This window comes from Methylobacterium sp. E-012, from assembly GCF_057836545.1.
This window is the reverse complement of the sequence record NZ_JBYQEY010000001.1, coordinates 2,868,522-2,893,404: the sequence shown is the minus strand read 5'-3', so window position 1 is coordinate 2,893,404 and position 24,883 is coordinate 2,868,522. Positions and strand designations below refer to the sequence as shown.

The 24,883-nt window shown below is 70.7% G+C and carries 22 protein-coding genes; 14 read left to right on the top strand and 8 right to left on the bottom strand.

The genetic code is table 11. The annotated features are described in order from the left end of the window. Positions 1-26: 26 nt before the first annotated feature. From AC3IF1_RS13975 to AC3IF1_RS13945, 7 genes are all read left to right on the top strand, one after another. Positions 27-1,916, top strand: a complete 1,890-nt coding sequence (locus AC3IF1_RS13975) for a glycoside hydrolase family 15 protein (RefSeq protein WP_489218094.1) — start codon at positions 27-29, stop codon at positions 1,914-1,916. Next, positions 1,913-3,988: a transketolase gene (gene tkt, locus AC3IF1_RS13970; RefSeq protein WP_489218092.1), complete on the top strand. Its 2,076-nt coding sequence runs from the start codon at positions 1,913-1,915 to the stop codon at positions 3,986-3,988. Before AC3IF1_RS13975 ends, tkt begins: the two co-directional genes overlap by 4 nt. 234 nt (positions 3,989-4,222) lie before the next feature. Then, positions 4,223-7,069: a bifunctional transaldolase/phosoglucose isomerase gene (locus AC3IF1_RS13965; protein WP_489218091.1), complete on the top strand. Its 2,847-nt coding sequence runs from the start codon at positions 4,223-4,225 to the stop codon at positions 7,067-7,069. A 215-nt stretch (positions 7,070-7,284) separates the two neighbouring features. Next, positions 7,285-8,262 (top strand): phosphogluconate dehydrogenase (NAD(+)-dependent, decarboxylating), encoded by a 978-nt coding sequence (gene gnd, locus AC3IF1_RS13960; protein WP_489218089.1) that lies wholly within the window; start codon positions 7,285-7,287, stop codon positions 8,260-8,262. A 9-nt stretch (positions 8,263-8,271) separates the two neighbouring features. Next, positions 8,272-8,997, top strand: coding sequence for a 6-phosphogluconolactonase (gene pgl, locus AC3IF1_RS13955; RefSeq protein ID WP_489218088.1), 726 nt, complete (start codon positions 8,272-8,274; stop codon positions 8,995-8,997). 114 nt (positions 8,998-9,111) lie between these two features. After that, a complete protein-coding gene (locus AC3IF1_RS13950) occupies positions 9,112-10,182 on the top strand; it encodes an HD-GYP domain-containing protein (RefSeq protein WP_489218087.1) in 1,071 nt (356 codons plus the stop codon). A 185-nt stretch (positions 10,183-10,367) separates the two neighbouring features. Beyond that, positions 10,368-10,889, top strand: coding sequence for a cysteine dioxygenase (locus tag AC3IF1_RS13945; protein WP_489218085.1), 522 nt, complete (start codon positions 10,368-10,370; stop codon positions 10,887-10,889). Between the two features lie 18 nt (positions 10,890-10,907). Here AC3IF1_RS13945 and AC3IF1_RS13940 read toward each other — a convergent pair whose 3' ends face one another. Together AC3IF1_RS13940 and AC3IF1_RS13935 are read right to left on the bottom strand one after the other, a co-directional pair. Continuing rightward, the gene (locus AC3IF1_RS13940; RefSeq protein WP_489218083.1) at positions 10,908-11,369 is read right to left on the bottom strand and encodes an Lrp/AsnC family transcriptional regulator; all 462 of its coding nucleotides are present in this window, start codon (positions 11,367-11,369) and stop codon (positions 10,908-10,910) included. 23 nt (positions 11,370-11,392) lie between these two features. Next, positions 11,393-12,517, bottom strand: a complete 1,125-nt coding sequence (locus AC3IF1_RS13935) for a 2'-deoxycytidine 5'-triphosphate deaminase (protein WP_243967569.1) — start codon at positions 12,515-12,517, stop codon at positions 11,393-11,395. Positions 12,518-12,792: 275 nt separating this feature from the next. On the opposite strand from AC3IF1_RS13935, the gene apaG reads away from it, so the two are divergent. Genes apaG through speG form a run of 3 tightly spaced genes read left to right on the top strand, consistent with a single transcriptional unit; the run spans position 12,793 to position 14,952 of the window. After that, entirely contained in the window at positions 12,793-13,185 is a 393-nt protein-coding gene (gene apaG, locus AC3IF1_RS13930) for a Co2+/Mg2+ efflux protein ApaG (protein WP_043355208.1), read from the top strand. Between the two features lie 34 nt (positions 13,186-13,219). Then, on the top strand, positions 13,220-14,386 hold the full coding sequence (argE, locus tag AC3IF1_RS13925; RefSeq protein WP_489218080.1) for an acetylornithine deacetylase: 1,167 nt from the start codon (positions 13,220-13,222) through the stop codon (positions 14,384-14,386). Next, positions 14,386-14,952, top strand: a complete 567-nt coding sequence (gene speG / locus AC3IF1_RS13920; protein WP_243967571.1) for a spermidine N1-acetyltransferase — start codon at positions 14,386-14,388, stop codon at positions 14,950-14,952. The genes argE and speG overlap by 1 nt, the downstream gene beginning before the upstream one ends. 314 nt (positions 14,953-15,266) lie before the next feature. Here the strand turns inward: speG and AC3IF1_RS13915 are convergent, their stop codons facing one another. The 3 genes from AC3IF1_RS13915 to AC3IF1_RS13905 all read right to left on the bottom strand — a co-directional run bounded on the left by AC3IF1_RS13915 (position 15,267) and on the right by AC3IF1_RS13905 (position 18,889). Further along, the gene (locus AC3IF1_RS13915; protein WP_489218079.1) at positions 15,267-16,298 is read right to left on the bottom strand and encodes an Hsp33 family molecular chaperone; all 1,032 of its coding nucleotides are present in this window, start codon (positions 16,296-16,298) and stop codon (positions 15,267-15,269) included. 251 nt (positions 16,299-16,549) lie between these two features. Continuing rightward, complete coding sequence (argF, locus tag AC3IF1_RS13910; protein ID WP_243967574.1) at positions 16,550-17,530, bottom strand: ornithine carbamoyltransferase; 981 nt, start codon at positions 17,528-17,530, stop codon at positions 16,550-16,552. A gap of 168 nt (positions 17,531-17,698) precedes the next feature. Further along, a complete protein-coding gene (locus AC3IF1_RS13905) occupies positions 17,699-18,889 on the bottom strand; it encodes an aspartate aminotransferase family protein (RefSeq protein ID WP_243967575.1) in 1,191 nt (396 codons plus the stop codon). 307 nt (positions 18,890-19,196) lie between these two features. On the opposite strand from AC3IF1_RS13905, the gene AC3IF1_RS13900 reads away from it, so the two are divergent. Together AC3IF1_RS13900 and AC3IF1_RS13895 are read left to right on the top strand one after the other, a co-directional pair. Next, positions 19,197-19,670, top strand: coding sequence for a RidA family protein (locus tag AC3IF1_RS13900; RefSeq protein ID WP_489218077.1), 474 nt, complete (start codon positions 19,197-19,199; stop codon positions 19,668-19,670). 1 nt (position 19,671) lies between these two features. Next, positions 19,672-20,421: a glycerophosphodiester phosphodiesterase family protein gene (locus tag AC3IF1_RS13895; RefSeq protein ID WP_489218076.1), complete on the top strand. Its 750-nt coding sequence runs from the start codon at positions 19,672-19,674 to the stop codon at positions 20,419-20,421. Between the two features lie 65 nt (positions 20,422-20,486). Here the strand turns inward: AC3IF1_RS13895 and AC3IF1_RS13890 are convergent, their stop codons facing one another. Further along, complete coding sequence (locus tag AC3IF1_RS13890; RefSeq protein WP_489218075.1) at positions 20,487-20,807, bottom strand: hypothetical protein; 321 nt, start codon at positions 20,805-20,807, stop codon at positions 20,487-20,489. Positions 20,808-21,029: 222 nt separating this feature from the next. Between AC3IF1_RS13890 and AC3IF1_RS13885 the strand changes: the two genes are divergently transcribed. Further along, complete coding sequence (locus tag AC3IF1_RS13885) at positions 21,030-22,310, top strand: GNAT family N-acetyltransferase (RefSeq protein ID WP_489218073.1); 1,281 nt, start codon at positions 21,030-21,032, stop codon at positions 22,308-22,310. Then, complete coding sequence (locus AC3IF1_RS13880; RefSeq protein WP_489218071.1) at positions 22,307-23,467, top strand: M20 aminoacylase family protein; 1,161 nt, start codon at positions 22,307-22,309, stop codon at positions 23,465-23,467. The genes AC3IF1_RS13885 and AC3IF1_RS13880 overlap by 4 nt, the downstream gene beginning before the upstream one ends. 9 nt (positions 23,468-23,476) lie before the next feature. Here AC3IF1_RS13880 and AC3IF1_RS13875 read toward each other — a convergent pair whose 3' ends face one another. Continuing rightward, positions 23,477-24,019, bottom strand: coding sequence for a TetR/AcrR family transcriptional regulator (locus AC3IF1_RS13875; protein WP_489218070.1), 543 nt, complete (start codon positions 24,017-24,019; stop codon positions 23,477-23,479). Between the two features lie 5 nt (positions 24,020-24,024). Beyond that, positions 24,025-24,492 carry a nuclear transport factor 2 family protein gene (locus AC3IF1_RS13870; RefSeq protein WP_489218069.1) on the bottom strand — a complete coding sequence of 156 codons (468 nt, stop codon included), beginning with the start codon at positions 24,490-24,492 and terminating at the stop codon, positions 24,025-24,027. Positions 24,493-24,883 lie beyond the last annotated feature (391 nt).

Sequence of the window (24,883 nt, the reverse complement as noted above, 5' to 3'; positions counted from 1 at the left end):
CGGACGCGGACCGGGGCCGGGGCCGGATGGCTGCACGCATCGAGGATTACGCGCTCGTCGGCGATTGCCGCAGCGCCGCGCTGATCAGCCGGCAGGGCAGCGTCGACTGGCTGTGCTGGCCGCGCTTCGACGCGGCGGCCCTGTTCACCAACCTGCTCGGGACCGAGGCGCACGGGTTCTGGAAGATCTTCCCCGAAGCGGAGCACGTCGAGACGCGCTGGTCCTATCGGCCGGGCAGCCTCGTGCTGGAGACGCGCCACGCCACGCGGCTGGGGGAGGTCCTGGTCACCGACTTCATGCCGGTGGGCGACGGATCGCATCTCGTGCGCCTGGTCGAGGGCATCCATGGGCGCGTCGCCATGCGGATGGAGATGGCGGTCCGCTTCGATTACGGCTCGGCGGTGCCCTGGGTGTCCCGCTCGGAACTCGGTGACCTGCGCGCCGTCTCGGGGCCCCACAAGGTCGTGCTGCGCACCGATGTCCACCTGAAAGGCTCGGACGCACAGACCACGACGGCCGAATTCACCGTCCATGCCGGGCAGAAGCACCGGTTCGTCCTGAGCTATGGCCCCTCCCACGAGGACGATCCCGTCGCGATCGAGCCGCGCAGGGCGCTCGACGCCACGGATCAGCACTGGCGCGAATGGTCGAGCCGCTGCACCGGCGGCACGGCCTGGGATCAGATGCTCCAGCGCTCGCTCCTGACCCTCAAGGCGCTGATCTACGAACCCACCGGCGGCATCGTGGCGGCGCCGACCGCCTCCCTGCCGGAGGGTCTCGGCGGCGAGCGCAACTGGGATTACCGCTTCTGCTGGCTGCGCGACTCGACGCTGACGCTGATCGCCCTGATGGACGGCGGCTATATCGACGAGGCGCGCGACTGGCTCGGCTGGCTGCAGCGGGCGGTGGCCGGAAATCCGGAACAGGCGCACATCCTCTACGGGATCGGCGGCGAGCGGCTGCTGCCCGAGATCGAGCTCGACTGGCTGCCCGGCTACGAGAATTCGCGGCCCGTCCGCATCGGCAACGCGGCCGCCGGCCAGTTCCAGATCGACGTCTACGGCGAGCTGTTCGATGCGCTCTACCAGGCCCATGCCCGCGGCCTGCCGGTGAGCGCGGACGGGCTGCGGGTCGGCCTGGCGATCCTCGGCCACCTCGAACGCGCCTGGCGCCGGCCCGACGAGGGCATCTGGGAGGTGCGCGGGGGGGCGCGCCACTTCACCCATTCCAAGGTGATGGCCTGGGTGGCGTTCGACCGCGCCCTGCGCATGCACGAGATGCATGAATCGGGCGCCACGGAGGAGCACGCGAAGCGCTGGCGCGCCGTCCGGGACGAGATCCACGCGGAGGTCTGCGCGAAGGGGTTCGACCCCGCGCTGAACAGCTTCGTCCAGTCCTACGGGTCGAAGGCCCTGGACGCGAGTTTGCTCCTCATCGCCCATACCGGATTCCTGCCGCAGGACGATCCCCGGGTGGTCGGCACCGTCGAGGCGATCGGCAAGGGGCTGATGCGGGACGGCTTCATCCTCCGCTACGAGACCGAAGGGCAGGTCACCGACGGCCTGTCGGGCAACGAGGGGGCCTTCCTGCCCTGCACGTTCTGGTACGTCGACAACCTGATCGGCCTGGGCCGGCGGGACGAGGCAAGGGCGATCATCGAGCGCCTCATCGGCATCTGCACCGATCTCGGCCTCGTCAGCGAGGAATACGACGTGCATGCCAAGCGCCTTGTGGGTAACTATCCGCAGGCGTTCACCCACGTCGCGCTCGTCAACACGCTGCTCAGCTATACGCGCGGCGAAGGGCCGGCGGACCGTCAGGGTGGTAAGGCCAACGGAGCCCCTCCCGCCGTCCTTCGGCAGCGCGAAGCCGCGAAGCGGACCGCGAGAGGCGAACTGGAAGACGCGACATCATGAGCGGTGCTGACACCCCGGCCAAGGCGGCCCTCGCTGAGATCGATACGCTCAGCATCAACACGATCCGGACGCTGGCGATCGACGCGGTGCAGAAGGCCAATTCCGGCCATGCCGGCGCGCCGATGGGCCTCGCCCCCGTGGCCTACACCCTCTGGAACCGCTACCTGCGCTACGACCCGGCGCACCCGCACTGGCCGAATCGCGACCGCTTCGTCCTGTCCTGCGGCCACGCCTCGATGCTGCTCTACGCGCTGCTGCATCTGGCCAACGTCGCCGAGAGCGACGGCGGCAATGCCCCGGCGGTGGCGCTGGAGGACATCAAGAAGTTCCGGCAGCTCGACAGCCGCACGCCCGGCCATCCGGAATACCACTTCACCACCGGCGTCGAGACCACCACCGGGCCCCTCGGCCAGGGCGTGGCCAACTCGGTCGGCATGGCGATGGGCAGCCGCTTCCTCGGCCAGCACCTCAACCGGCCGAACCTGCCGCTGTTCGACTACAACGTCTACGCGATCTGCTCGGACGGCGACCTGATGGAGGGTGTGGCCTCCGAGGCGGCGTCGCTGGCCGGCCACCTGCGGCTGGCCAACCTCTGCTGGATCTACGACGACAACACCGTCACCATCGAGGGCCACACCGAGCTGGCCTTCGGCGAGGAGGTCGCGACCCGCTTCCTGGCCTATGGCTGGCAGGTGCTCCGCGTCGCCGATGCCAACGACCTGCACGCGATCACCGGCTCGCTCGACACGTTCCTCGCCAGCCATGACCGGCCGACGCTGATCATCGTCAAGTCGGTGATCGGCTACGGCGCGCCGAACAAGCAGGGGACGTCCAAGGCCCATTCGGACGCGCTGGGCGTGGACGAGGTCAAGGGCGCCAAGCGCGCCTATGGCTGGCCGGAGGACGCCCAGTTCCTGGTCCCGGACGGCGTCCACGAGAATTTTCGCGATGGCATCGGCCAGCGCGGCGCCGCCCTCTACGACGCGTGGCAGGGCTTCCTGACCCAGGCCCGGGAGGCGGATGCCGCCCACGCCGAGGATCTCGCCGCCCTGCTGGAGGGGCGCCTGCCCGAGGGCTGGGACAAGGACATTCCGGTCTTCGAACCCGACGCCAAGGGGATGGCGACGCGCGAATCCTCCGGCAAGGTGCTCAACGCCATCGCGCAGCACGTGCCGTTCATGCTCGGCGGCTCCGCCGACTTGGCCCCGTCCAACAAGTCGAACCTGACCTTCGAGGGCGCGGGCTCGTTCGGGCCGTTCTCGCCCGGCGGCCGCAACCTGCATTTCGGCGTGCGCGAGCACGCCATGGGGTCGATCGTGAACGGGCTCGGCCTCTCCGGCCTGCGTGCCTACGGGGCGACCTTCCTGGTCTTCGCCGACTACATGCGCCCGCCGATCCGGCTCGCCTCGCTCATGGAGCTCCCGGTCTTCCACATCTTCACCCACGATTCGATCGGCGTGGGCGAGGACGGGCCGACCCACCAGCCGGTGGAACAGCTCCTGTCGCTGCGCTGCATCCCGGGTCTCGTCACCCTGCGTCCGGCCGACGCCAACGAGGTCGCTGAATCCTACCGGGTGATCTTCTCGCTCAAGAACCAGCCGGCCGTGCTGGCCCTCTCCCGCCAGCCGCTGCCGACCCTGGACCGCACCAAGTTCGGCGCGGCCTCCGGCACCGCCAAGGGCGGCTATGTGCTGGCCGATTGTGCGGGCACGCCGGAGGTGATCCTGCTCGGCTCGGGCTCCGAGGTGCAGCTGTGCGTCGGCGCCTACGAGGCGCTGACGGCCGAGGGCGTGAAGGCCCGGGTGGTGTCGATGCCCTCCTGGGACCTGTTCGAGCGGCAGGACGAGGCCTACCGCCATGCGGTGCTGCCGCCGGCCGTCAAGGCGCGGGTCGCCGTCGAGCAGGGCAGCATCATCGGCTGGGACCGCTATGCCGGCTCCGAGGGCGCGATCATCGGCATGAGCACCTTCGGCGCCTCGGCACCGATCAAGGATCTCCAGTCCAAGTTCGGCTTCACCCCCGAGAAGGTTCTGGAAGCCGCCAGGGCGCAGGTGGCCAAGCACAAGCGGTAACGACTGATACGCGACGGCCCCCTCCCCCCTCTGCGGGGGAGGGTGGCCCCCGAAGGGGGTCGGGAGAGGGGAGCGACGGTGCAGGATCGGGCATTGCCCTTCGTGCTGGTCACACCCCTTTCCTGAAGCCGGGTTCCCCTCTCCCGACCCTCGCTGACGCGAGGGCCACCCTCCCCCGCAAAGGGGGGAGGGAGGGCGCCCGGCAAAAAGCGGCACGCGAGACGAGGAAACGACATGAACGCGCTCAAGGCCCTGCACGACGAACAGGATCAAGCGGTCTGGCTCGATTTCGTGGCCCGCGGCTTCATCCAGAAGGGCGAGCTGAAGCGGCTCGTCGAGACGGACGGCCTGCGGGGCGTCACCTCCAACCCGTCGATCTTCGAGAAGGCGATCGGCCACTCGGACGAGTACGATGCCAGCCTCCGGGCCGTGCAGGAGACCGGCGACAGCCGCGTGATCGATCTCTACGAGGGTCTGGCCATCGCCGATATCCAGGCGGCGGCCGACGTGCTCCGCCCGGTCTACGAGGCGAGCGACGGGGCCGACGGCTACGTCAGCCTGGAGGTCTCCCCCTATCTGGCGCTGGACACCGAGGAGACGCTGACCGAGGCGCGGCGCCTGCACAAGGCGGTCTCGCGCGACAACCTGATGGTGAAGGTCCCGGCCACGCCCGAGGGCATCCCGGCGATCCGCCAGCTCACGGAAGAGGGCATCTCGATCAACGTCACCCTCCTGTTCTCGCAGGAGGCCTACGCGGCGGTGGCCCGCGCCTTCATCGACGGGCTCGACGCGCGGGCGAAGGCCGGCCACGACGTCTCGCGGATTGCCAGCGTGGCGAGCTTCTTCATCAGCCGCATCGACGTGCTGGTCGACAAGCAACTGGACGAGAAGATCGCGCAGGCCAACGACCCCGACGAGAAGCTCGCCCTGGAGCAGCTCAAGGGCAAGGTCGCGATCGCCAACGCCAAGCTCGCCTACCAGCGCTACAAGCGCATCTTCGCGGAGTCCAAGTGGACCGCGCTGGCCGAGAAGGGCGCCAACGCGCAGCGGCTACTCTGGGCCTCCACGGGGGTGAAGAACAAGGCCTATTCCGACGTGCTCTACGTCGAGGAGCTGATCGGCCCGAACACCGTCAACACCATGCCGCCGGCCACCATGGACGCGTTCCGCGACCATGGCACCGCGCGGGCGACCATCGAGGAGGACGTGCCGGGGGCGGAAGCCGTGATGGCCCGCCTCGCCCGGGCGGGCATCGACATCGAGGCGGTGGCCGAGCAGCTGGTGCGCGAGGGCGTGCAGCTCTTCATCGACGCGGCCGACAACCTCCTGGGCGCGGTCGCGGGCAAGCGCGCCGCGCTTTTGGGCCACCGGCTCGACGGCCAGACCCTCGTGATGGACGACGCGCTGGCGGCCGAGGCGAAGAAGACCGTCGAGTCCTGGCGCGCCACCGGCTCGATCCGCCGCCTCTGGGCGGGGGACGCCTCGGTCTGGTCGGGGCACGACGAGGCGCGCTGGCTCGGCTGGCTCCACATCGTCGAGGAGGAGCTGGAGAAGGCCGCCGACTACGCCGCCTTCTCGGACTGGGTCAGGGCGGAGGGCTTCACCGACGCCGTCGTGCTGGGCATGGGCGGGTCGAGCCTCGGCCCGGAGGTGCTGAGCCTGACCTACGGCCCGCGCGAGGGCTTCCCGAAGCTCCAGATCCTCGATTCCACCCATCCCGATCAGGTGCGCGCCCTCGAGGCGAGCATCGATCTCGGGAAGACGCTGTTCATCGTCGCGTCCAAGTCCGGCTCGACGCTGGAGCCGAACGTGTTCCGCGACTACTTCCTGGGGCGGGTGAAGGCGACGCTCGGCGACCGGGCCGGCGATCACTTCGTCGCCGTCACCGATCCCGGCTCCGACATGGAGCGCGCGGCGCAGGATGATCGGTTCAAGAAAATCTTCTACGGGGTGAAGCAGATCGGCGGGCGCTACTCGGTGCTCTCGGCCTTCGGACTCGTCCCGGCCGCCGCCATGGGGCTCGACGTCAAGGCGCTCCTCGAGACGGCGCGCATCATGGTCCGTTCCTGCGGCCCGGCCGTGCCGCCGTCCCAGAATCCGGGCGTGCTGCTCGGCACCGCCCTGGGCGCGGCGGCGCTCGCCGGGCGCGACAAGGTGACGGTCGTCGCCTCGCCGCCGCTCGCGAGCTTCGGCGCCTGGGCCGAGCAGCTCATCGCCGAATCGACCGGCAAGCAGGGCAAGGGCCTCGTGCCGGTGGACGGCGAGCCGGTCGGCGTCCCCGCGGTCTACGGACGCGACCGGTTCTTCCTCTACCTGCGCCTGGACGGGCATGCCGAGGCGGCGCAGGACGAAGCCCTGCGCGCCCTGGAGCGGGACGGTCACCCGATCGCCCGCATCACCCTCGATTCCATCGACCAGATGCCCCAGGAATTCTACCGCCTGGAGATGGCCACCGCCGTGGCCGGTGCGGTGCTCGGCATCAACCCGTTCGACCAGCCCGACGTCGAGGCCAGCAAGGTCGAGACCAAGAAGCTGTTCGCGGCGGCCGAAGCCAAGGGCGCCCTCCCCGGGGAGACGCCGCTCTTCGAGGACGACGCGCTCGCCCTCTACGCCGACCCGCAGAATGCCGAGAGCCTGAAGGCGGCACCCGAGGGGCTTGCGGCGGCGCTCAAGGCCCAGCTCGCCCGGCTCAAGGACGGCGACTATCTCGCGCTGCTGGCTTACGTGCCCCGCGACGCCGACACGGCGGCGGTCCTTCAAGAGGCGCGGATCGCGGTGCGCGACGCCCGCAAGGTCGCGACCTGCCTGGAATTCGGGCCGCGGTTCCTACACTCGACGGGACAGGCCTACAAGGGCGGCCCGAACACCGGCGTGTTCCTGCAGATCACCTCCGAGCCGGCACAGGACCTGCCGATCCCCGGCCGGTCCCTGGGCTTCGCCACGGTGGTGGCCGCGCAGGCGCGCGGCGACTTCGCCGTGCTCGCCGAGCGTGGACGGCGGGCGCTGCGGGTCCACATCAAGGGCGATCTCGGTGCCGGTCTGAAGCGGGTTGCGGCGGCGCTGAAGGCGGCGGTTGCGTAGGTCGCCTCAGGCTCCTCCCTGCCCTCAGCGCCCTGCGGGGGGAGGGAGAGGTCTGGGATTGGCCCGTCATAGGGAGCCGCCGCCAAATCAGGCGCCCTGAGCCATAGGGAGAGCCGGGGGTGGTTCCGAACTGAACAGGACGGTGCCGCCAGCCGCACCATCACCCCAGTCCGCTCCCCGCAACGGGGAGGGGAAACCCCGAGGAGACCACGGCAATGCAACTCGGCATGATCGGCCTCGGCCGGATGGGCGGCAACATCGTCCGGCGCCTCCTGCGGGACGGGCACACGGCGGTGGTGTTCGACCAGAACCCCGCGGCGGTCGCGGCGCTGGTGGAGGCCGGCGCGGTCGGCGCATCGAGCCTCGAGGATCTGGTTTCCAAGCTGGAACTGCCGCGCGCGGCCTGGGTGATGCTCCCGGCGGGCGCGATCACCGAGGCGGCCGTCCAGACCCTCGCGGGCCTGATGCAATCCGGCGACTGCATCATCGACGGCGGCAATTCCTTCTACGGCGACGATGTCCGCCGGGGGATCGCCCTCAGGGAGAAGGGCTTGCACTACGTGGATGTCGGCACCTCGGGTGGCGTCTGGGGGCTGGAGCGCGGCTATTGCATGATGATCGGCGGCGACGCCGAGACCGTCGACCGCCTCGACCCGATCTTCAAGACCCTGGCGCCCGGCATCGGCGACATCCCGCGGACGCCGGGCCGCGAGGGCCGTGATCCCCGCGCCGAGCAGGGCTATATCCATGCCGGTCCGACCGGGGCGGGCCATTTTGTGAAGATGGTCCATAACGGCATCGAGTACGGCCTCATGCAGGCCTACGCCGAGGGCTTCGACATCCTCCGCCACGCCAATACCGAGGCCCTGCCGGCCGAGCGGCGGTTCGACCTCGACCTGGGCGACGTCGCCGAGGTGTGGCGGCGCGGCAGCGTCGTCTCCTCGTGGCTCCTCGACCTGACCGCCCAGGCTCTGGCCGGCGACGCGCAGCTCACCGAGTTCTCCGGCCACGTCGACGATTCCGGCGAGGGCCGGTGGACGATCAACGCCGCCATCGAGGAGGGCGTGCCGGCCACGGTCCTCTCCGCCGCGCTCTACCGCCGGTTCCGGTCCCGGGAGCACGAGAGCTACGCCGACAAGCTGCTCTCGGCGATGCGCAAGGGCTTCGGCGGCCATCAGGAGCCGAAGACGTAGGGACGCCCCATGAGCCTTCCCGCCGGCACCCATATCCTGCCCGACCCGCAGGCGGTCGCCCGCGCGGCGGCCGAGCGGCTGGTCGCGGCCTGCGGCGAGAACCACTCCGAGCGGATCGCGATCTGCCTGTCCGGTGGATCGACCCCGAAGGTGCTCTACGGTCTGCTTGCCGGGCCCGACTGGGCCGGGCGCGTGCCCTGGGAGCGGATCCACTGGTTCTTCGGGGATGACCGCGTCGTCCCCTGGGACGACCCGCGCAGCAACGTCCGGATGGTCCGCGAGGCGTTCGGCCACGGCTCCCGGATCGCGTCGACGCACCTGCATTTCATCCCCTCCGACGCGGGGGCGGAGATCGGTGCCCGCGCCTACGAGCGCACGCTGCTGGACTTCTATGGCGCCGACGGCCTCGCGCCGGACCGGCCGCTGTTCGACCTCGTCCTGCTGGGCCTCGGCGAGGACGGGCACACCGCCTCGCTGTTCCCCGGCAAGCCGGCGGTGGACGAGGCGCGGCGACTGGTCGCCCCCGTGCCGGAGGCCGGCCTCGCCCCCTTCGTGCCGCGCATCACCCTGACTGTCCCGGCGCTCGCCTCCGCCCGGCACGTGCTGTTCCTGGTCACCGGCGCGGGCAAGCGGGCGCCCCTCGCCCGCCTCGCCGCCGGGGAGGACCTTCCGGCGGGCCGCGTGACCGGCGCGGGCGCGGTGGCCTGGCTGCTCGACGCCGCGGCCGCGGGCTGACCTCCGGCCGCCGCCGATACGCTCTGGCAAGTTCGCCGCATTATCCTACACTGAACCGAAGCGCCGCACCGTCCGAGTGCGGCGCCGACTTCGCACACGGTCACGTCGGGTGAGATGCACGCGGGCACCCTCGTCCTCTACACCGACCAGCCGCAGGGCCGCGCCGACCTGGTGCGCGCCCTCGAGCAGATCGCCCCCTGTGCGGTCCTGCGCGCCGCCGAGGGGCCGCCCCCCGGCCCCTGCCTCGCCCTTATCGCCGACCTCGACCTGTTGCAGCCCTCGCCGCTCATCGGCCTGCGGGCCCTGATCGCGGCCACCCCCGCCCTGCCCCGCGTCTTCCTGATGCGCAGCATGGGCGAACGGAGCCTGTCGGCGGCGCGCGGTCTGGGCGGGCGGCTCTGCCTGCCCATGGACACGCCGGTCGAGACCGTGATGGAAGCACTCCGGGCGCAGCTCCAGCCCGGGGAGGCCACGCGCAGGTCGATCCGGTCGAAGGCCGGGGAGCCGCTGGTCGTCCAGGCCGCCGACGCGGCGGGCGCGGTCATCGCCGACCTGCTCGACGCCGCGCGCCGGTCCGGAACCGTCGATGCCGCACGCCTCGACGCGGGACTGGACCCGATCCTCGGGGCGATCCGCGCGGGCGGCCTCGCATCCTGGCTCGAGACTGTGCGCGCCTACGACGACGCCACCTACCAGCATTGCCTGCTGGTGGCGGGCCTCGCCGCGGCCTTCGCCATCGACCTCGGCTTCTCGGAGGCGGACCGCCAGCAACTCGTGCGCGCCGCCCTCGTCCACGATGTCGGAAAGGCCAAGATCCCCCTGGCGATCCTGAACAAACCCGGCCCCCTCGATGCGGACGAGCGCGCCGTGATGCGCGCGCACCCGGCCCTGGGCCACGCGATCCTCGTCCAGGCGGGCGGGTTCGACGAGGCCGTGCTCACCGTGGTCCGCAACCACCACGAGATGCTCGACGGTTCGGGCTATCCGGACGGGCTGCGGGACGATGCCATCCCCGACATCGTCCGGCTCATCACCGTGTGCGACGTCTACGCGGCCCTGGTGGAACGTCGCCCGTACCGGCCGCCGATGTCGGCCGCCGAGGCCATGGGGATCCTCCGCGGCATGGACGGCAAGCTCGACCGGATCCTGGTCGACGCCTTCGAGCGGTCCGTCGCCGGGTCCTGATCCTCCCGCGTGGCGACGGCGGTCCACACCCTGCCGCGCCCGCGCAATCACGTTTCTCGCAGAGGCCGGATCGCGCAATGGCGGCGCCGGGAACGGCGGTCTTAGCGTGAAGAACGCAAACATCTGTCGGCCGGCACGCGATAACATCGTCGCAGCTTCAACGAGCGGGGCGCAGGAGATCCCAGATGGTGCCGTCGATCACGTCCGCCGCGGTCGAGGCGATGTTGTCGGATCTCGCGGGATCGGCCCGCCGCGCGCCCGAGGCCTATCTCGCCGCCGCCCGGTCGACGCTGCTGCGCATCCTGTCCCGGCCTGAGTTGCTCGACCCATCGCGGCTGGTCGGCCGGGGCGAGGGCCTGAGCCGCAACCTGCTGTTCGGCACGGAGGCGATCAGCGTCTGGGCGATGGTCTGGCCACCCGGCGTCGCGACGCCGGTCCACGACCACCATTGCTCATGCTGTTTCCGCCTGCTGCGCGGTGCCCTGCGCGAGACCTGGTACCGGCCGATCAGCGACACCCACGCGGTGGCGACCCTGGACGCCGTCCGCCAGCCCGGCTTCGTCGCCTGCATGATGCCGTCAGGGCCGAACCTGCACCGGATCGCCAATGACGGACCGGAGGCGGCCGTGTCGATCCACGTCTACGGCTACGATCACCGGGTGCAGGCCTCCTCGATCCACCGGACCTACGAGATCGCCGAGGGCTGACGGGCGGGGCCGGCCCGCTCAAGCCATGTAGAGCGTCGGGACGGCGGTCGTGTACTTCATCTCCTCCATGGCGATGGAGGAGGACAGGTTCGAGAAGTCGAGCTTGGCGATGAGCCGCTGGTAGACGGCGTCGTAGGCCTCGATATCGGGCACCACGATGCGCAGCAGGTAGTCGATCTCGCCGGTGAGTCGCCACGCCTCGACGATCTCGGGGAAATCGGCGACGATCCGCCGGAACGCCTCGGACCAGTCGGCGGCGTGGCGCGGCGCCTTGACGGCCACGAACACCGTCGTCGGGACATTGACCTTGCGGCGGTCGACCAGCGCGACCCGGCGCCGGATCACGCCCGTCGCTTCGAGCTTCTTCACCCGCCGCCAGCACGGCGCCGCGCTGATACCGACCCGCTCGGCGAGTTCGGCCACCGGGAGCGTGGTGTCCTGCTGGAGGATGTCCAGGATCTTCCGGTCCACCGCGTCCATGCGATCGATGCGTCCGGCTGGCGCTAAAGGAAGAAGTGCTTCGAGAGCTTCAGGCCCTGGGCCTGGTAGTTCGAGCCCGCGCCCGCCCCGTAGAGCGTCTCCGGCTCGGCCAGCATGCGCTCGTAGACGAGGCGGCCGACGATCTGGCCGTCCTCCAGCAGGAACGGCACGTCGCGGGAACGGACCTCCAGCACGGCGCGGCTGCCTGCGCCCCCCGCCCCGGCATAGCCGAAGCCCGGATCGAAGAAGCCCGCGTAATGGACCCGGAACTCCCCGACCAGGGGATCGAACGGCACCATCTCGGCGGCGTGGTCCGGGGGGACCTGGACCGATTCCTTCGAGGCCAGGATGTAGAACTGGCCGGGATCGAGGATCAGGCTGCCCGATCCGTCGGCGGCGAGCGGCTCCCAGAAATCGGCGGCGCGGTGGCGCCCGGGGGCGTCGACGTCGACGAGGCCGGTGTGTCGCTTGGCCCGGTAGCCGATCAGCCCGTCGAATCCGGACAGGTCCACCGAGACCGCGACGCCGCCCTGGAAGGACGGGCTGCCCACATCGACCAGGGCCGAGCGGGCGTGGAGCCGGCCGAGTTCGGCCTCGCTCAGCCGCGGCGCTCCGCGGCGGAAGCGGATCTGGGACAGGCGCGAGCCGGTGCGGACCAGGACTGGGAAGGTGCGCGGGGAGATCTCGGCGTAGAGCGGGCCGTCATAGCCGGGCTCGACCTGATCGAACGCCTCGCCCCGGTCGGTGATCACCCGGGTGAACACGTCGATGCGCCCGGTGGAACTCTTCGGATTCGCCGCCGCCGCGAGATCGCCGGGCAGCGACAGGCGCTCCTGCAACTCCGCGATGTAGACGCATCCGGTCTCGAGGACCGCCCCGGGGCGCAGGTCGATCCGGTGCAGCGACAGGTGCTCGACGCAGGCCTGGACCGTGCGTCCCGCACCCGGCAGGAAGCTCGTGCGCACCCGATAGGCCGTGTCGCCGAGGCGCAGATCGATGCTGGCGGGCTGGATTTGGTCGGCCGCGAACGGGTGCGCGGTGCGGATCCCGCCGGCCTGTGCCAGGGCCGCGATGGCCTGGGCCGGCAGGATGCCGCCGCGGCTCTCCGGGCCCGAATCGGCAGCCCCCGTGCCTGCGCCCGCTGTCATCGCGCCCGTCTCTCCTTCGCGCGCCGCCGGCCGGTCCGCGTCGACCGCCTATTTCCGCCGGGACTGGCTAACGCGGCCTTAATCTGGTCTCCCACCCGTCACAGCGCGTCCCGAGTCGAACCCGCGGTGGCACCCGTCCGGCGTCCGGACCGGGACCGCGCGAGGTAGTCCGCCGCAATTGACGGCGATTCCGCCGCCAACTACCACCGCGCAGGAAGCGCGTTTCATTCTGCTTCAGCGAATCGCATTGTCCGAAAGAAGGGCCAAATAGGGCGATGTACAAGGCCGAGACGCGGGGAATTAGTGTGACCGTTCAGTCCCGTTTCGTCGAGGAGGAATCTTCGCCGAACGAGAGCCGTTATTTCTTCGCCTACACGGTGGAGATCGTGAATAACGGCAGCGAGCAGGTCCAGCTCCGCTCGCGGCATTGGCGCATCATCGACGGGCACGGCGCCTGCCAGGAAGTGCGGGGGACCGGCGTGGTCGGCAAGCAGCCGGTGCTGGAGCCCGGCGAGTCCTTCTGCTACACCAGCGGCTGCCCGCTGAACACGCCCGACGGGCTGATGGCCGGCAGCTACACCATGGCGACGGTGGCCGGTGAGAGCTTCGAGGCCGAGATCCCCGCCTTCTCCCTCGACAGCCCGCACGTCCGCCGAAGCCTTCACTGAGGTCCCGGGCCGGGGCCTCGCCCCGGAGGAACCCATGCCCGCGACCGGCGAGCGGCTGAGCCCGCTCGACATGCTGGCCCGCCTCGTGTCCTTCGACACCGAGAGCGACTCGTCCAACCTCCCGCTGATCGAGGCCGTCTGCGACTACCTCGACGGCTGGGGCGTCCCGTACCTGCACCTGCCGAATGCGGGCTTCGACAAGGCCGCCGTCCTCGCCACGATCGGCCCGATGGTCGATGGCGGCGTCGTGCTGTCCGGCCATACCGACGTGGTCCCGACATTGGGCCAGGCCTGGAGCAGCGACCCGTTCACTTTGCGCGTTGCCGACGGGCGGGCCTACGGCCGCGGCGCGGTCGACATGAAGGGCTTCGACGCCCTGGTCCTGGCGCTGGTGCCCGACATGCTGGCGGCCGACCTGAAGCGGCCGATCCACATCCTGCTGTCTTACGACGAGGAGACCACCTGCCTCGGCTCGATGGACGGGATCGCGCGGTTCGGCGCCGACCTGCCGAGGCCCGGCGCGGTGATCGTGGGCGAGCCCACCGGCATGGAGGTGGCGGACGCGCACAAGAGCATCGTCACCTGCCTCACCACCGTCCACGGCCGCGAGGCCCACTCGGCCCGGCCGGCTCTCGGGGCCAATGCGGTGGCGGCCGCCTGCGACCTCGTCGCCGGCCTCAACCGGATCGCCGACGCCATGATCGAGCGCGGCGACGCCTCCGGCCGGTTCGATCCGGCCGCCACCACGGTCCATGTCGGGACGATCCAGGGCGGCACCGCCCGGAACATCATCGCCAAGGAGTGCCGCTTCCACTGGGAGTACCGCGGCCTGCCGGATCTCGACCCGGCTGAGATCCCGCGGCTCTTCGCCGAGGAGACCGCGCGGGTGACCCGGGAGCGCCTCAACCGCTACGGCGATTTCGGGCGGATCGAGACGCTGCAGGAGGTCGATATCCCGGGGCTCGCCCCCGAGCCCGGCTCGGAGGCCGAGCGGCTGTGCCTGCGGCTCGCCGGGCGCAACCACACCGTCGCGGTGCCCTACGCCACCGAGGCCGGGCGGTTCCAGGCGGCGGGCATCCCGACCGTCGTCTGCGGGCCCGGCGACATCGCCCAGGCCCACCAGCCCGACGAGTTCATCACCCTCGAGGCCCTCAGCCAGGGTGAGCGGTTCCTGCGTAACCTGATCGAGGCCTGTGCGTGATGAACGCGCTCATCGGAATCACCATCAAGCTGCGGCCGCTGGAGCGGGAGGACCTGCGCTTCGTCCACCAGCTCAACAACAACGACAGCATCATGCGCTACTGGTTCGAGGAGGCCTACGAGTCCTTCGCCGAACTGCAGCAGCTCTACGAGCGCAACATCCACAACCAGACCGAGCGGCGCTTCATCGTGGCCGATCCGACCGGCGAGCCGGCCGGGCTGATCGAGCTGGTGGAGATCAACCACCTGCACCGGCGCTGCGAGTTCCAGATCGCGATCCATCCCAACTTCCAGGGCCGCGGCTATGCCTGGCAGGCCACGCGGATCGCCATGGATTACGCGTTCAGCGTGCTCAACATCCACAAGCTCTACCTGCATGTGGACCGGGACAATGCCCGGGCCGTGCGCATCTACGAGCGCTGCGGCTTCCGTCCCGAGGGCGTGCTCAAGGACGAGTTCTTCGTAAACGGGCGCTACCGCGACGCCGTGCGGATGTGCCTGTTCCAGCCGGACTATCTCAAGGCCCGCGGCAGCGGCGACATCGCTGAGCCCGTGCTCAAGGTGTGAGCGGATCCGGGGCGTGCCGCGGATGGCGGGGTGATCGGCCGCTCCTCCCGGGGATGGTTCATACGTCGTGTTTGGGATTCTCGCGCGGTCGATGCGGCCGGCCGTCCGGAACTGCCACGCGCCCGCTCTCCCCCGCAGCGACGAGATTCAAACGTCGCTTCCGAATGAGGGCAGCGGTCGGGCCCACACGCGCCCGCCTTCACAGTCGCGCGCGTCAAGCAGCCCAATGCATACCGGAATTCATCCGGTCCACACGATAATCCCGGCCCTAGTATCGTAAAGAAACCCTGCCATCTCGATCGTGAAGGCAGTGTCTACTGACGAGGCTGCTCCGCGATCTCGGCCTCGACCGCCTGCGGGTCGAGTTCGTAGCGCCGCGAGCAGAACTCGCAGGTGATCACGATGCGCCCGTCATCCGCCACCATGTCATGCCGTTCCTGCGGGGAGAAGGAGCGGATCATGCCCATCACCCGCGCCTGCGAGCAGCGGCAGGTCTCCTGCACGGTCTGGCGGTCGAACACCCGCACGCCGCGCTCGTGGAACAGCCGGTAGAGCAGGCGCTCGCTCGACACGTTGGGGTCGACCAGCTCGTGATCCTCGACCGTCGCCACCAGGGAGCGCGCCTCGACCCAGGCATCGTCCTCCGGCGCCCCCCCCGAGAGGTGCACGTGACCCTCCGGGATGTCCCCCGGCGGCAGGTCGGCGAGGCGGGCCCGGTCCACCGACTGGGGCAGGAACTGCACGATCAGCCCCCCGGCCCGCCAGCGCCCGGTGGTCTCCTCCAGCGACTCAGCGACCGCGAGGCGCACCTGCGTCGGGATCTGCTCGGACTGGCGAAAATACTGATGCGCCGCTTCCTCCAGGCTCTGGCCGTCCAGGGCGACGACGCCCTGGTAGCGGCTGGAGGCGGTGCCCTGGTCGATGGTCATGGCGAGATGGCCCGCCCCGATCAGGTCGCGATCCTTCAGCGGACCCGCACCGAGGGCGGCGACCCGCTCCGGCGCGAAGCGCGCGGTGGCGCGCAGGCGGTCCGGCGCCTCGAAATCCACCACGATCATCGCCACCGGCCCGTCGGTCTTGGTCTGCAACTGGAACCGGCCGTCGAACTTCAGCGAGGAGCCCAGCAGCACCGTGAGCGCGGCGGCCTCGCCGAGCAGCCGCGCGACCGGGTCCGGATAGCCGTGGCGGCGCAGGATCGTGTCCACGGCGGGGCCGAGCCGGACGATGCGCCCGCGCACGTCCAGGGCCTCCACCGCGAAGGGCAGCACCGCGTCGTCTTCACCCGCGTGGCCGTTCCCGGTCGCTGCGTGCTGCGGCTGGGATTGCGATTGATGTCCTGACGTCATGCCCTCTCCGATCGATCCGTCCCGGCGAGGCGTGGGTTCCTCGTCCCGAGGGGCGGGGCGGCGTGAGGAAATGACCTTGGCGGTGCGATCGGATCCCTCAGCCCCGCCTGCGCCCCCGCGGGAGAACGGGCGCGATGCGCCAGATCCGTTGCCGGGATGCCGCCTGCCGGCAGCCGTGATGGGGATGCGGGCCGCCTGCGCGGCCCGCTCAGCCTATATGGTGCGCCGGTCCCGCGAGCGCGAGCCCGGGATCAGAGCCCGCTGGCCCGCAGGCACCAAGCCAGGATCCCCTTCTGCGCGTGCAGGCGGTTCTCGGCCTCATCGAACACCACGGAGCGCGGGCCGTCCATCACCTCGGCGGTCACCTCTTCGCCGCGATGGGCCGGCAGGCAATGCATGAAGATCGCGTCCGGGTTCGCCGCGGCCATCAATTTGGCATTGACCTGATAGGGGCTCAGCAGGTTGTGGCGGTGGGCCTCGTCGTCGTCGCCCATCGAGACCCAGCAATCCGTCACCACGGCATCGGCGCCGGCCACGGCCGCGAACGCGTCGGTCGTCACGTGGACGGCGGCGCCTTCCTGCTTCGCCCAGGCGAGGAGCCCCGGCGGCGGCGCGAGTTCTGGGGGGCTGGCGACGTTCAGGGTGAAGTCGAACCGCGCGGCCGCGTGGACCCAGCTCGCCAGCACGTTGTTGGCATCGCCCGACCACGCCACGGTGCGGCCCTTGATCGGCCCGCGATGCTCCTCGAAGGTCAGCACGTCGGCCATGATCTGGCAGGGATGCGAGACCTTGGTCAGGGCGTTGATCACCGGCACCGTGGCGTGCTCGGCCAGTTCCAGCATCTGCCCGTGGTCGAGGATGCGGATCATGATCGCGTCGACGAAGCGGGACAGCACCTGCGCGGTGTCGCCGATGGTCTCGCCGCGGCCGAGCTGCATCTCTGAGCCGGTGAGCATCAGGGTCTCGCCGCCGAGCTCACGCATGGCCACGTCGAAGGAGACGCGGGTGCGGGTCGAGGGCCGGTCGAACACCATCGCGAGGGTCTTGCCGGTGAGCGGGCGCTCGGCCGCTCGCTCGCCCTTGCGGCGGCGCGCCTTGATGGCGGCGCTGGCGTCGAGGACCTGGCGCAGCTCCGCCCCGGACAAATCCGTGAGATCGAGGAAGTGGCGAGGGCCGGCACCGTTCAGGTGCGGGGCCGGGGCCTCGGCCCGGCCATTCATCTGGGCTTTCATCGCGTCACAATAACTAGAGTCAGCTCAACGATCACCTGATCATGAACGGCACTCTATCTCCTTGCAGGGGCATTCCCGTCAGACACGGCGGGATCGACCGTATCCGGAAACGCTTCAGGCCGCCCGCCGCGGGGCGGCGGACGGTGTTCGACGGTCCGGGAATCGGACCTATTCGGCCGCGCCGCGCACGGCCTCGAAACCAGAGGCGGCCGCGTCGAGGCGGCGGACCGCCTCGTCGATCTCGGCATCGCCGATGGTGAGCGGCGGCAGCAGGCGGACGATGTTGTCGCCCGCCGGGATCACCAGCAGATGCGCGTCCCGGGCCGCGGCGGCGAAATCGGTGTTGGGCACGCCGAGCTTGAGGCCGAGCATCAGCCCCTCGCCGCGGATCTCCTGGAACACGTGGGGGTGGCGGTCGCGCAGGGCCGCGAGCTTCTGCTTGAGCAGCAGGCCGGAGCGGGCGACGCGCTCGAGGAAGCCGTCCGCCAGGACGACGTCCAGCACCGCGTTGCCCACCGCCATAGCCAGCGGATTGCCCCCGAAGGTGGTGCCGTGCGTGCCCGCGGTCATGCCGCGTGCGGCCTCGCGGGTCGCCAGGCAGGCGCCCATCGGGAAGCCGCCGCCGATGCCCTTGGCCACGCTCATGATGTCCGGGGTGATGCCGGACCATTCATGGGCAAACAGACGGCCGGTGCGGCCGACGCCGGTCTGGACCTCGTCCATGATCAGGAGCAGGCCGTGCGCGTCGCAGATCTCCCGCAGGCGACGGAGCTCAGCGTGGGGAATCACCCGCACGCCGCCCTCCCCCTGGATCGGCTCGATCATCAGCGCCGCCGTCTCGGGCCCGATGACGGCCTCCAGGGCGGCGAGATCACCGGTCGGAACCTGATCGAATCCCTCGACCCGGGGCCCGAAGCCCTCCAGGTATTTCTGCTGGCCGCCGGCCGCGAGGGTCGCCAGCGTCCGCCCGTGGAAGGCGCCCGCGAAGGTGACGATCCGGTAGCGTTCCGGATTGCCCCCGGCCGCGTGGTACTTGCGGGCGATCTTGATCGCCGCCTCGTTGGCCTCCGCGCCCGAGTTGCAGAAGAAGACCACGTCCGCGAAGGTCGCGTCCGCCAAGCGCTGCCCGAGATGCTCGCCGCCGGGGATCTCGAACAGGTTCGAGGTGTGCCAGATCCGATTCGCCTGCTCGGTGAGCGCGCCGACGAGGTGCGGATGGGCGTGGCCCAGGCCGTTCACCGCGATGCCCGCGCCGAAGTCGAGATATCGCTCGCCGCCCTCGGTCTCGAGCCAGGCGCCCGCGCCGCGCGCGAAGGCGAGCGGCGCGCGGACGTAGGTCGGCAGAAGGGCTGACGTCACGGGTCCCGTCTCCGTCTCTCGTAATGGCTGGAGCAAGCGTAGCCGGCTCCAAATGAAAGTGCCGCCTCAGTCATGGGCGGCACGCGCGCGATTACTATGAAAGTGCGCGGCGCTGTCAACGTTTCAATGGTCTTTCGCCCCGCGCGGCAGGTCTGCGCGAAGCCCGGGACGGCGCGGTTCTAGCCTGCCCATGGGGTGGCAGCGGGGCGCGGCGGCCGTCCGGGATCTGCCGTGCGCCCCCCTTGCGCCGCGGGGGACGGCCGTGCTCCTGACGGGCACGGATTCGCGGGAACCGAGGGAACGTCCGATGAGCACGGTCAAGGAACGCCTGGAAACGCTGGGCCTCGCCCTGCCGAAGGCGGCGGCGCCGGTGGCCAACTACGTGCCGTTCGTGCGCACCGGCAACCTCGTGGTGATCTCCGGCCAGGTCTGCTTCGGCGCGGACGGCGCCATCGCGGCCGAGCACACGGGCAAGGTCGGCGGCGGCGTCTCCCCGGAGGCCGGCAAGGCGGCCGCCCGGCTCTGCGCCCTGAACGTCCTCGCCCAGCTCGAGGCGGCGGTGGGCGACCTCGACCGCGCCCTCGTCCAATGCGTGCGGCTCGGCGGCTTCATCAACGCGGCGCCGGGCTTCTCGGCGGTCGCGGGCGTGATGAACGGTGCCTCCGACCTGATGGTCGCGCTGCTCGGCGACCGCGGGCGCCATGCCCGCTCCACCGTCGGCGTCGCGGAACTCCCCCTCGACGCCGCCGTCGAGGTCGAGGCGATGTTCGAGGTCCGCTAGCGTGGCCGCCCCCGACTGGCTGACCGCGCGGCCGATCGCCCATCGCGGGTTGCACAACCGGGGGGCGGGCCGGCCGGAGAACACCCTGGCGGCCGCCCGCGCCGCGGTCGCCGGCGGGTTCGCGATCGAGTGCGACGTGCAGCTGAGCGCCGACGGCGAGGCGATGGTGTTCCACGACGCCGCCCTGGGCCGGCTCACGGAGGCGCGCGAGGCGGTGGCGGAGCGCTCGGCGGCCGAACTCGGGACGCTCGCCGTCGCCGGGACCGCGGAGACGATCCCGACCCTGCCGGCCTTCCTGGCGGCGGTGGCCGGGGCGGTGCCAGTGGTGATCGAGGTGAAGTCGCGCTACGACGGCGACCTGCGGCTCGCGACCCGCGCCGCACAGGTCGCTGCCGCCTATGAGGGCCCGGTGGCGCTGAAATCCTTCGACCCGCAGGTGGTGGCAGGCCTACGCCCCCTGTGTCCGGCCACGATCCCCCGGGGCATCGTGGCGGAGACCACCCAGGACGATCCGGTCTACGCGGCGCTGCCGCCGAGCGCCCGCTTGGCCCTGTCCAACCTGCTGCACTTCGCCGAGACCCGGCCCGACTTCCTGTCCTGGCGGGTGGACGACCTGCCCTGTGCGCCGACCTATCTCTGCCGGCTGCTCGGGCGGATCCCCGTCATGGCCTGGACCGTGAGGACCGAGGACCAGCGCGCCCGCGCGGGCGCGCACGCGAACCAGATGGTGTTCGAGGGGTTCGTGCCGTGACAGATAGGATGACAACACGCCGGCGGTTCGCCGGGTGAGCCGGGCTGCAGCCGCGGGGCCTCGGTTCACGGCAGCTTCCGCAATCCATCCAGGAAGCTTGCGACGTCACGCCGGTTCCACGACGCCCCGTTCGCCCAGAAGTCCAGCAGCGCGGCATGGTTCAGGCGCACCCAGGCGATCACCTTCGGCGCCGCAGCGCGCGAAGCCGGGCTCTGAACGAAGTCCTCCCGTATCCCGGGATCGGCGTCGATCGAGACGATCAGGCAGGGCAGCGTCCGCCCGGCCCGATCCGGATACCACTCCACCCGCGGTCCATGCGAGCCGAGCGCAGTGGATATGAATATCGTGCCAGGGACGTTCGTATCCTGCGCATCGAGGTTGCTCATCTCGCACAGAACATCCTCGGCAAAGTCGTCCGGTGGGCGCCCTTCGGGTGCCCTGTGGAATCGGAGGTCTGACTGGGGACGAATCACGCCGGCTCCTGATGTGTCGTCCCTGGTCCGCCGACGATGATTGTGTGACGCCGCCGCCCATCTGCCAAGGCTTCCCGCGCTGCCGCGCGCATCCGCCCGCTTGCCCCTCCTCCGGGTCGGACTAGACTAGGTGCCATGAAGCAAGCACCCGGGCCGATGCCGGAGACCGCCGCGCTCACCGTGCGCGCGCTTCCCGGATTGAAGGAGATCGGCGCGGCGGATTGGGATGCCTGCGCCTTCTCCCCCGAGACCCTGGCGGCCGGCGACGAAACCCACAACCCGTTCGTCTCGCACGCCTTCCTCTCGGCGCTGGAGGATTCGGGCTGCGTCTCGCGCCGGACCGGCTGGCTGCCGCTCCACGTCTCCGTCGAGCGCGACGGCCGGCGGCTCGGCGTCGCGCCCTGCTACCTGAAATCGCACAGCCAGGGCGAATACGTGTTCGACCACGGCTGGGCCGACGCCTATGAGCGCGCCGGCGGGTCGTACTACCCGAAGCTCCAGGTCAGCGTGCCGTTCACGCCGGTGACCGGCCCGCGCTTCCTGATCGCCCCGGGTGCCGATCCGGACGAGGCCACCGCCGGCCTGATCGCCGGCCTGCGGGCGCTGCGGGGCGAGACCAAGGCCTCCTCTGTCCATGTGACCTTCATGCGGGAAGCCGAGTGGGACCGGGCCGGCGAGGCGGGCTTCCTGCAGCGCACCGACCAGCAGTTCCACTGGGAGAACGACGGCTACGCGGGCTTCGACGACTTCCTCGCCGCCCTCGCCTCGCGGAAACGGAAGAACATCCGCAAGGAACGCCGCGACGCGCTGGCCCCCGGCATCACCGTCGAGCACCTCACCGGCGGCGCCATCACCGAGGCGCATTGGGACGCGTTCTACGCCTTCTATACGGATACCGGCTCCCGGAAATGGGGGCGGCCCTACCTGAACCGCCGGTTTTTCTCGCTGCTCTCGGAGCGCATGGCCGACCGGGTGCTGCTGGTGATGGCCAAGCGGTCCGGCGCCTACATCGCGGGCGCCATCAACCTGATCGGCGACACGGCGCTCTACGGGCGCAACTGGGGCTGCGTCGAGGACCATCCGTTCCTGCATTTCGAGGTCTGCTATTATCAGGCGATCGACTTCGCGATCGCCCGGGGCCTGAAGCGGGTCGAGGCCGGGGCGCAGGGAGAGCACAAGCTCGCCCGGGGCTATCGCCCGGTGCTGATGCACTCGGCCCACGACATCGCCGACCCGGCGCTCCGCCGCGCGGTGGCCGATTACTTGCAGCGGGAGCGCGCCCACGTCGCCGAGGCGGTGGACGTCCTCGACACGCTGACGCCGTTCCGGCGCACGGACGGGGACGGTGCCTGCGGCGGCGCGGCGCCGCCCGAGACGTCCGCTCCCGACAGGTCCCCCGAGAGTTCCGACACATGAGCCCGATCGACCGCATCAACACCTATGCCGACGCGCTGACGGCGCTCCGCCGCGACCTGCACGCCCATCCCGAACTCGGCTTCGAGGAGGTGCGCACCGCCGGCATCGTCGCCGACATGCTGGAGACATTCGGCTGCGAGGTGCATCGGGGCGTCGGCGGCACCGGGGTGGTCGGCCTGCTCAAGGGCCGCACCGATAACGGCCGGCGGATCGGCCTGCGCGCCGACATGGACGCCCTGCCGATCGAGGAGGAGACCAACCTCCCCTATCGCTCCACCTATGCCGGCAAGATGCACGCCTGCGGCCATGACGGCCACACCACGATGCTGCTCGGCGCCGCGCGCTACCTCGCCGAGACCCGCGACTTCGACGGCACGGCGGTCTTCGTGTTCCAGCCCGCGGAGGAAGGGCGCGGCGGCGCGCGGGCCATGCTGAAGGACGGGCTGTTCGAGCGGTTCCCCTGCGACGAGATCTATGGGCTGCACAACCAGCCCGGCGGCGGCGCGGGCACGATCAAGCTGCGTCCCGGACCGATCATGGCGGCGGCCGATTTCTTCGACATCCACATCCGCGGCACCGGCGCCCACGCCGCCCAGCCCCATCGCGGCGTCGACCCGATCGTGGTCGCCACCGGCCTCGCCCAGGCGCTGCAATCGATCGTCTCGCGCAACGCCGACCCGCTGAAGTCGATCGTGCTGTCGATCACCCGGATCGAGGCGGGCTCCGCCTACAACGTCATCCCGGAGACGGCCCACCTCGCCGGGACGATCCGGACCTTCGACCCGGAGATCCGCACGCTTGCCGGGACGCGGATGCGGGAACTCGCGGCGGGCTTCGCCGCGGCCTATGGCGCCGAGGTGACGGTCGATCTGCAGGACGTGTTCTCGGTCCTGGAGAACGCCCCCGAGCAGGCCGCCGCCGCCGCCGAGGTCGCGACCGAACTGCTCGGCGCCGACAAGGTCGAGGCGAACGTCGTCCCGAAGATGGGCAGCGAGGATTTCGCCGACATGACCCGGGTGGTGCCCGGCGCCTATGTCTGGCTCGGCGCCGGCCCCGGTCCGGGCCTGCACAATGCGGGCTACAATTTCGACGATTCGATCATCCCAACGGGCAGCGCCTTCCTGGCCCGGATGGTCGAGCGCCGCACCGCCGCCTGAGCCCGCGCCTCAAGCGGTCGCGATCCGTGACCGCAGCGTGGCGAGCCTGCGGGTGAAGAGCGCCGGATCGTCCAGAGCCCGCGCCAGGACGATCGCCCCCTGGATCTGCGCCACGACCTCCTCCGCCAGCGCCGTGCTGGCGGATTCGCCATGCCCGGCGCGGCGCAGGGACGCGGCCAGGGCCTCGATCCACCGGGCGAAGTAGCTCCGCACCGCCGCGGCGAACCGATCCCGGCCGGTGCCCAGCGCCAGGACGCCGACCAAGCAGACGCGCTGTCCGGACCGGAAGTAGCGCTCCACCGCCTCGAACATCGCCGACACGGCCTCCCCGGGGGGCTCCCCCTGCCGCAGGGGTGCGAAGATCTCGGACTCGAACCAGCCATCGATCGCGTCGAGCACGCAGGCGGCCATCTCGTCCTTCCCCCCCGGGAAGAGGCGGTAGAGGCTGCCCTTGCCCAGGCCGGTCGCCTGCGTGATCCGCGACAGGCTCGCCCCCTCGTAGCCGTGCTGGCGGAACGCCTCGGCGAGGGCCGGGAGGATCTCGGCCCGCATGGCTGTCAGAGGTCGAGATCGCTCAGGCCGGGATGATCGTCGGGCCGCCGGCCCAGGGGCCAGTGGAATTTCCGGTCGGCTTCGGGAATCGCCAGATCGTTGATGCTTGCGATCCGGCGGCGCATCAGCCCCTGCGCATCGAACTGCCAGTTCTCGTTGCCGTAGGAGCGGAACCATTGCCCGTCCGCATCGTGCCACTCGTAGGCGAAGCGCACCGCGATCCGGTCGCCGCCGAAGGTCCAGACCTCCTTGATCAGCCGGTACTCGAGCTCCCGCGCCCATTTGCGCTGGAGGAAGGCGACGATCGCCGGGCGCCCCATCAGGAATTCGCTGCGGTTCCGCCACACGCTGTCCGGCGTGTAGGCCAGCGAGACGCGCTCCGGATCGCGCCCGTTCCAGGCATCCTCGGCCATGCGGGCTTTCTGGGCGGCGGTCTCGGTGGTGAAGGGCGGGACGGGCGGGCGGTCCGACATGGCGCGGGCTCACGAATTTGTACCGATCGGTACAGAGGTGCCTATCGGGTGGCGCGCGTCAAGCGATCTCCGTCCGGGATCAGGACGGGCGGCGACGGTCACGGAAGGCGGCCGGGGGCGTTCCGACCCGCCGGCGGAACAGGACGGCGAACCGTTCGGCACATCCGCCCGAGCCGGTCAAAACCGGCGCCGGATCGGCCAAGCCATGTGCGGACGCGCCCCGATCGATGTCGACAGGGGGCGACATCGGTGCGAATCTCCGGCTCGCGGTATCGCGCACAGCCAGCATCGAGACGGGGAGGCCCATGTCGCCGGAAGTACGGGAATCGCGCGCCGCCCTCATCCTCCTGGCCGCGTCGGTCGGCGCCGTGCTGGTCTTCGGCGCGTTCAC

Coding starts and splice junctions, on each gene's coding strand:
- AC3IF1_RS13975 (WP_489218094.1), top strand. CDS start 27: ATGGCTGCACGCATCGAGGATTACGCGCTCGTCGGCGATTGCCGCAGC.
- tkt (WP_489218092.1), top strand. CDS start 1,913: ATGAGCGGTGCTGACACCCCGGCCAAGGCGGCCCTCGCTGAGATCGAT.
- AC3IF1_RS13965 (WP_489218091.1), top strand. CDS start 4,223: ATGAACGCGCTCAAGGCCCTGCACGACGAACAGGATCAAGCGGTCTGG.
- gnd (WP_489218089.1), top strand. CDS start 7,285: ATGCAACTCGGCATGATCGGCCTCGGCCGGATGGGCGGCAACATCGTC.
- pgl (WP_489218088.1), top strand. CDS start 8,272: ATGAGCCTTCCCGCCGGCACCCATATCCTGCCCGACCCGCAGGCGGTC.
- AC3IF1_RS13950 (WP_489218087.1), top strand. CDS start 9,112: ATGCACGCGGGCACCCTCGTCCTCTACACCGACCAGCCGCAGGGCCGC.
- AC3IF1_RS13945 (WP_489218085.1), top strand. CDS start 10,368: ATGGTGCCGTCGATCACGTCCGCCGCGGTCGAGGCGATGTTGTCGGAT.
- AC3IF1_RS13940 (WP_489218083.1), bottom strand. CDS start 11,369: ATGGACGCGGTGGACCGGAAGATCCTGGACATCCTCCAGCAGGACACC.
- AC3IF1_RS13935 (WP_243967569.1), bottom strand. CDS start 12,517: ATGACAGCGGGCGCAGGCACGGGGGCTGCCGATTCGGGCCCGGAGAGC.
- apaG (WP_043355208.1), top strand. CDS start 12,793: ATGTACAAGGCCGAGACGCGGGGAATTAGTGTGACCGTTCAGTCCCGT.
- argE (WP_489218080.1), top strand. CDS start 13,220: ATGCCCGCGACCGGCGAGCGGCTGAGCCCGCTCGACATGCTGGCCCGC.
- speG (WP_243967571.1), top strand. CDS start 14,386: ATGAACGCGCTCATCGGAATCACCATCAAGCTGCGGCCGCTGGAGCGG.
- AC3IF1_RS13915 (WP_489218079.1), bottom strand. CDS start 16,298: ATGACGTCAGGACATCAATCGCAATCCCAGCCGCAGCACGCAGCGACC.
- argF (WP_243967574.1), bottom strand. CDS start 17,530: ATGAAAGCCCAGATGAATGGCCGGGCCGAGGCCCCGGCCCCGCACCTG.
- AC3IF1_RS13900 (WP_489218077.1), top strand. CDS start 19,197: ATGAGCACGGTCAAGGAACGCCTGGAAACGCTGGGCCTCGCCCTGCCG.
- AC3IF1_RS13890 (WP_489218075.1), bottom strand. CDS start 20,807: ATGAGCAACCTCGATGCGCAGGATACGAACGTCCCTGGCACGATATTC.
- AC3IF1_RS13885 (WP_489218073.1), top strand. CDS start 21,030: ATGAAGCAAGCACCCGGGCCGATGCCGGAGACCGCCGCGCTCACCGTG.
- AC3IF1_RS13880 (WP_489218071.1), top strand. CDS start 22,307: ATGAGCCCGATCGACCGCATCAACACCTATGCCGACGCGCTGACGGCG.
- AC3IF1_RS13875 (WP_489218070.1), bottom strand. CDS start 24,019: ATGCGGGCCGAGATCCTCCCGGCCCTCGCCGAGGCGTTCCGCCAGCAC.
- AC3IF1_RS13870 (WP_489218069.1), bottom strand. CDS start 24,492: ATGTCGGACCGCCCGCCCGTCCCGCCCTTCACCACCGAGACCGCCGCC.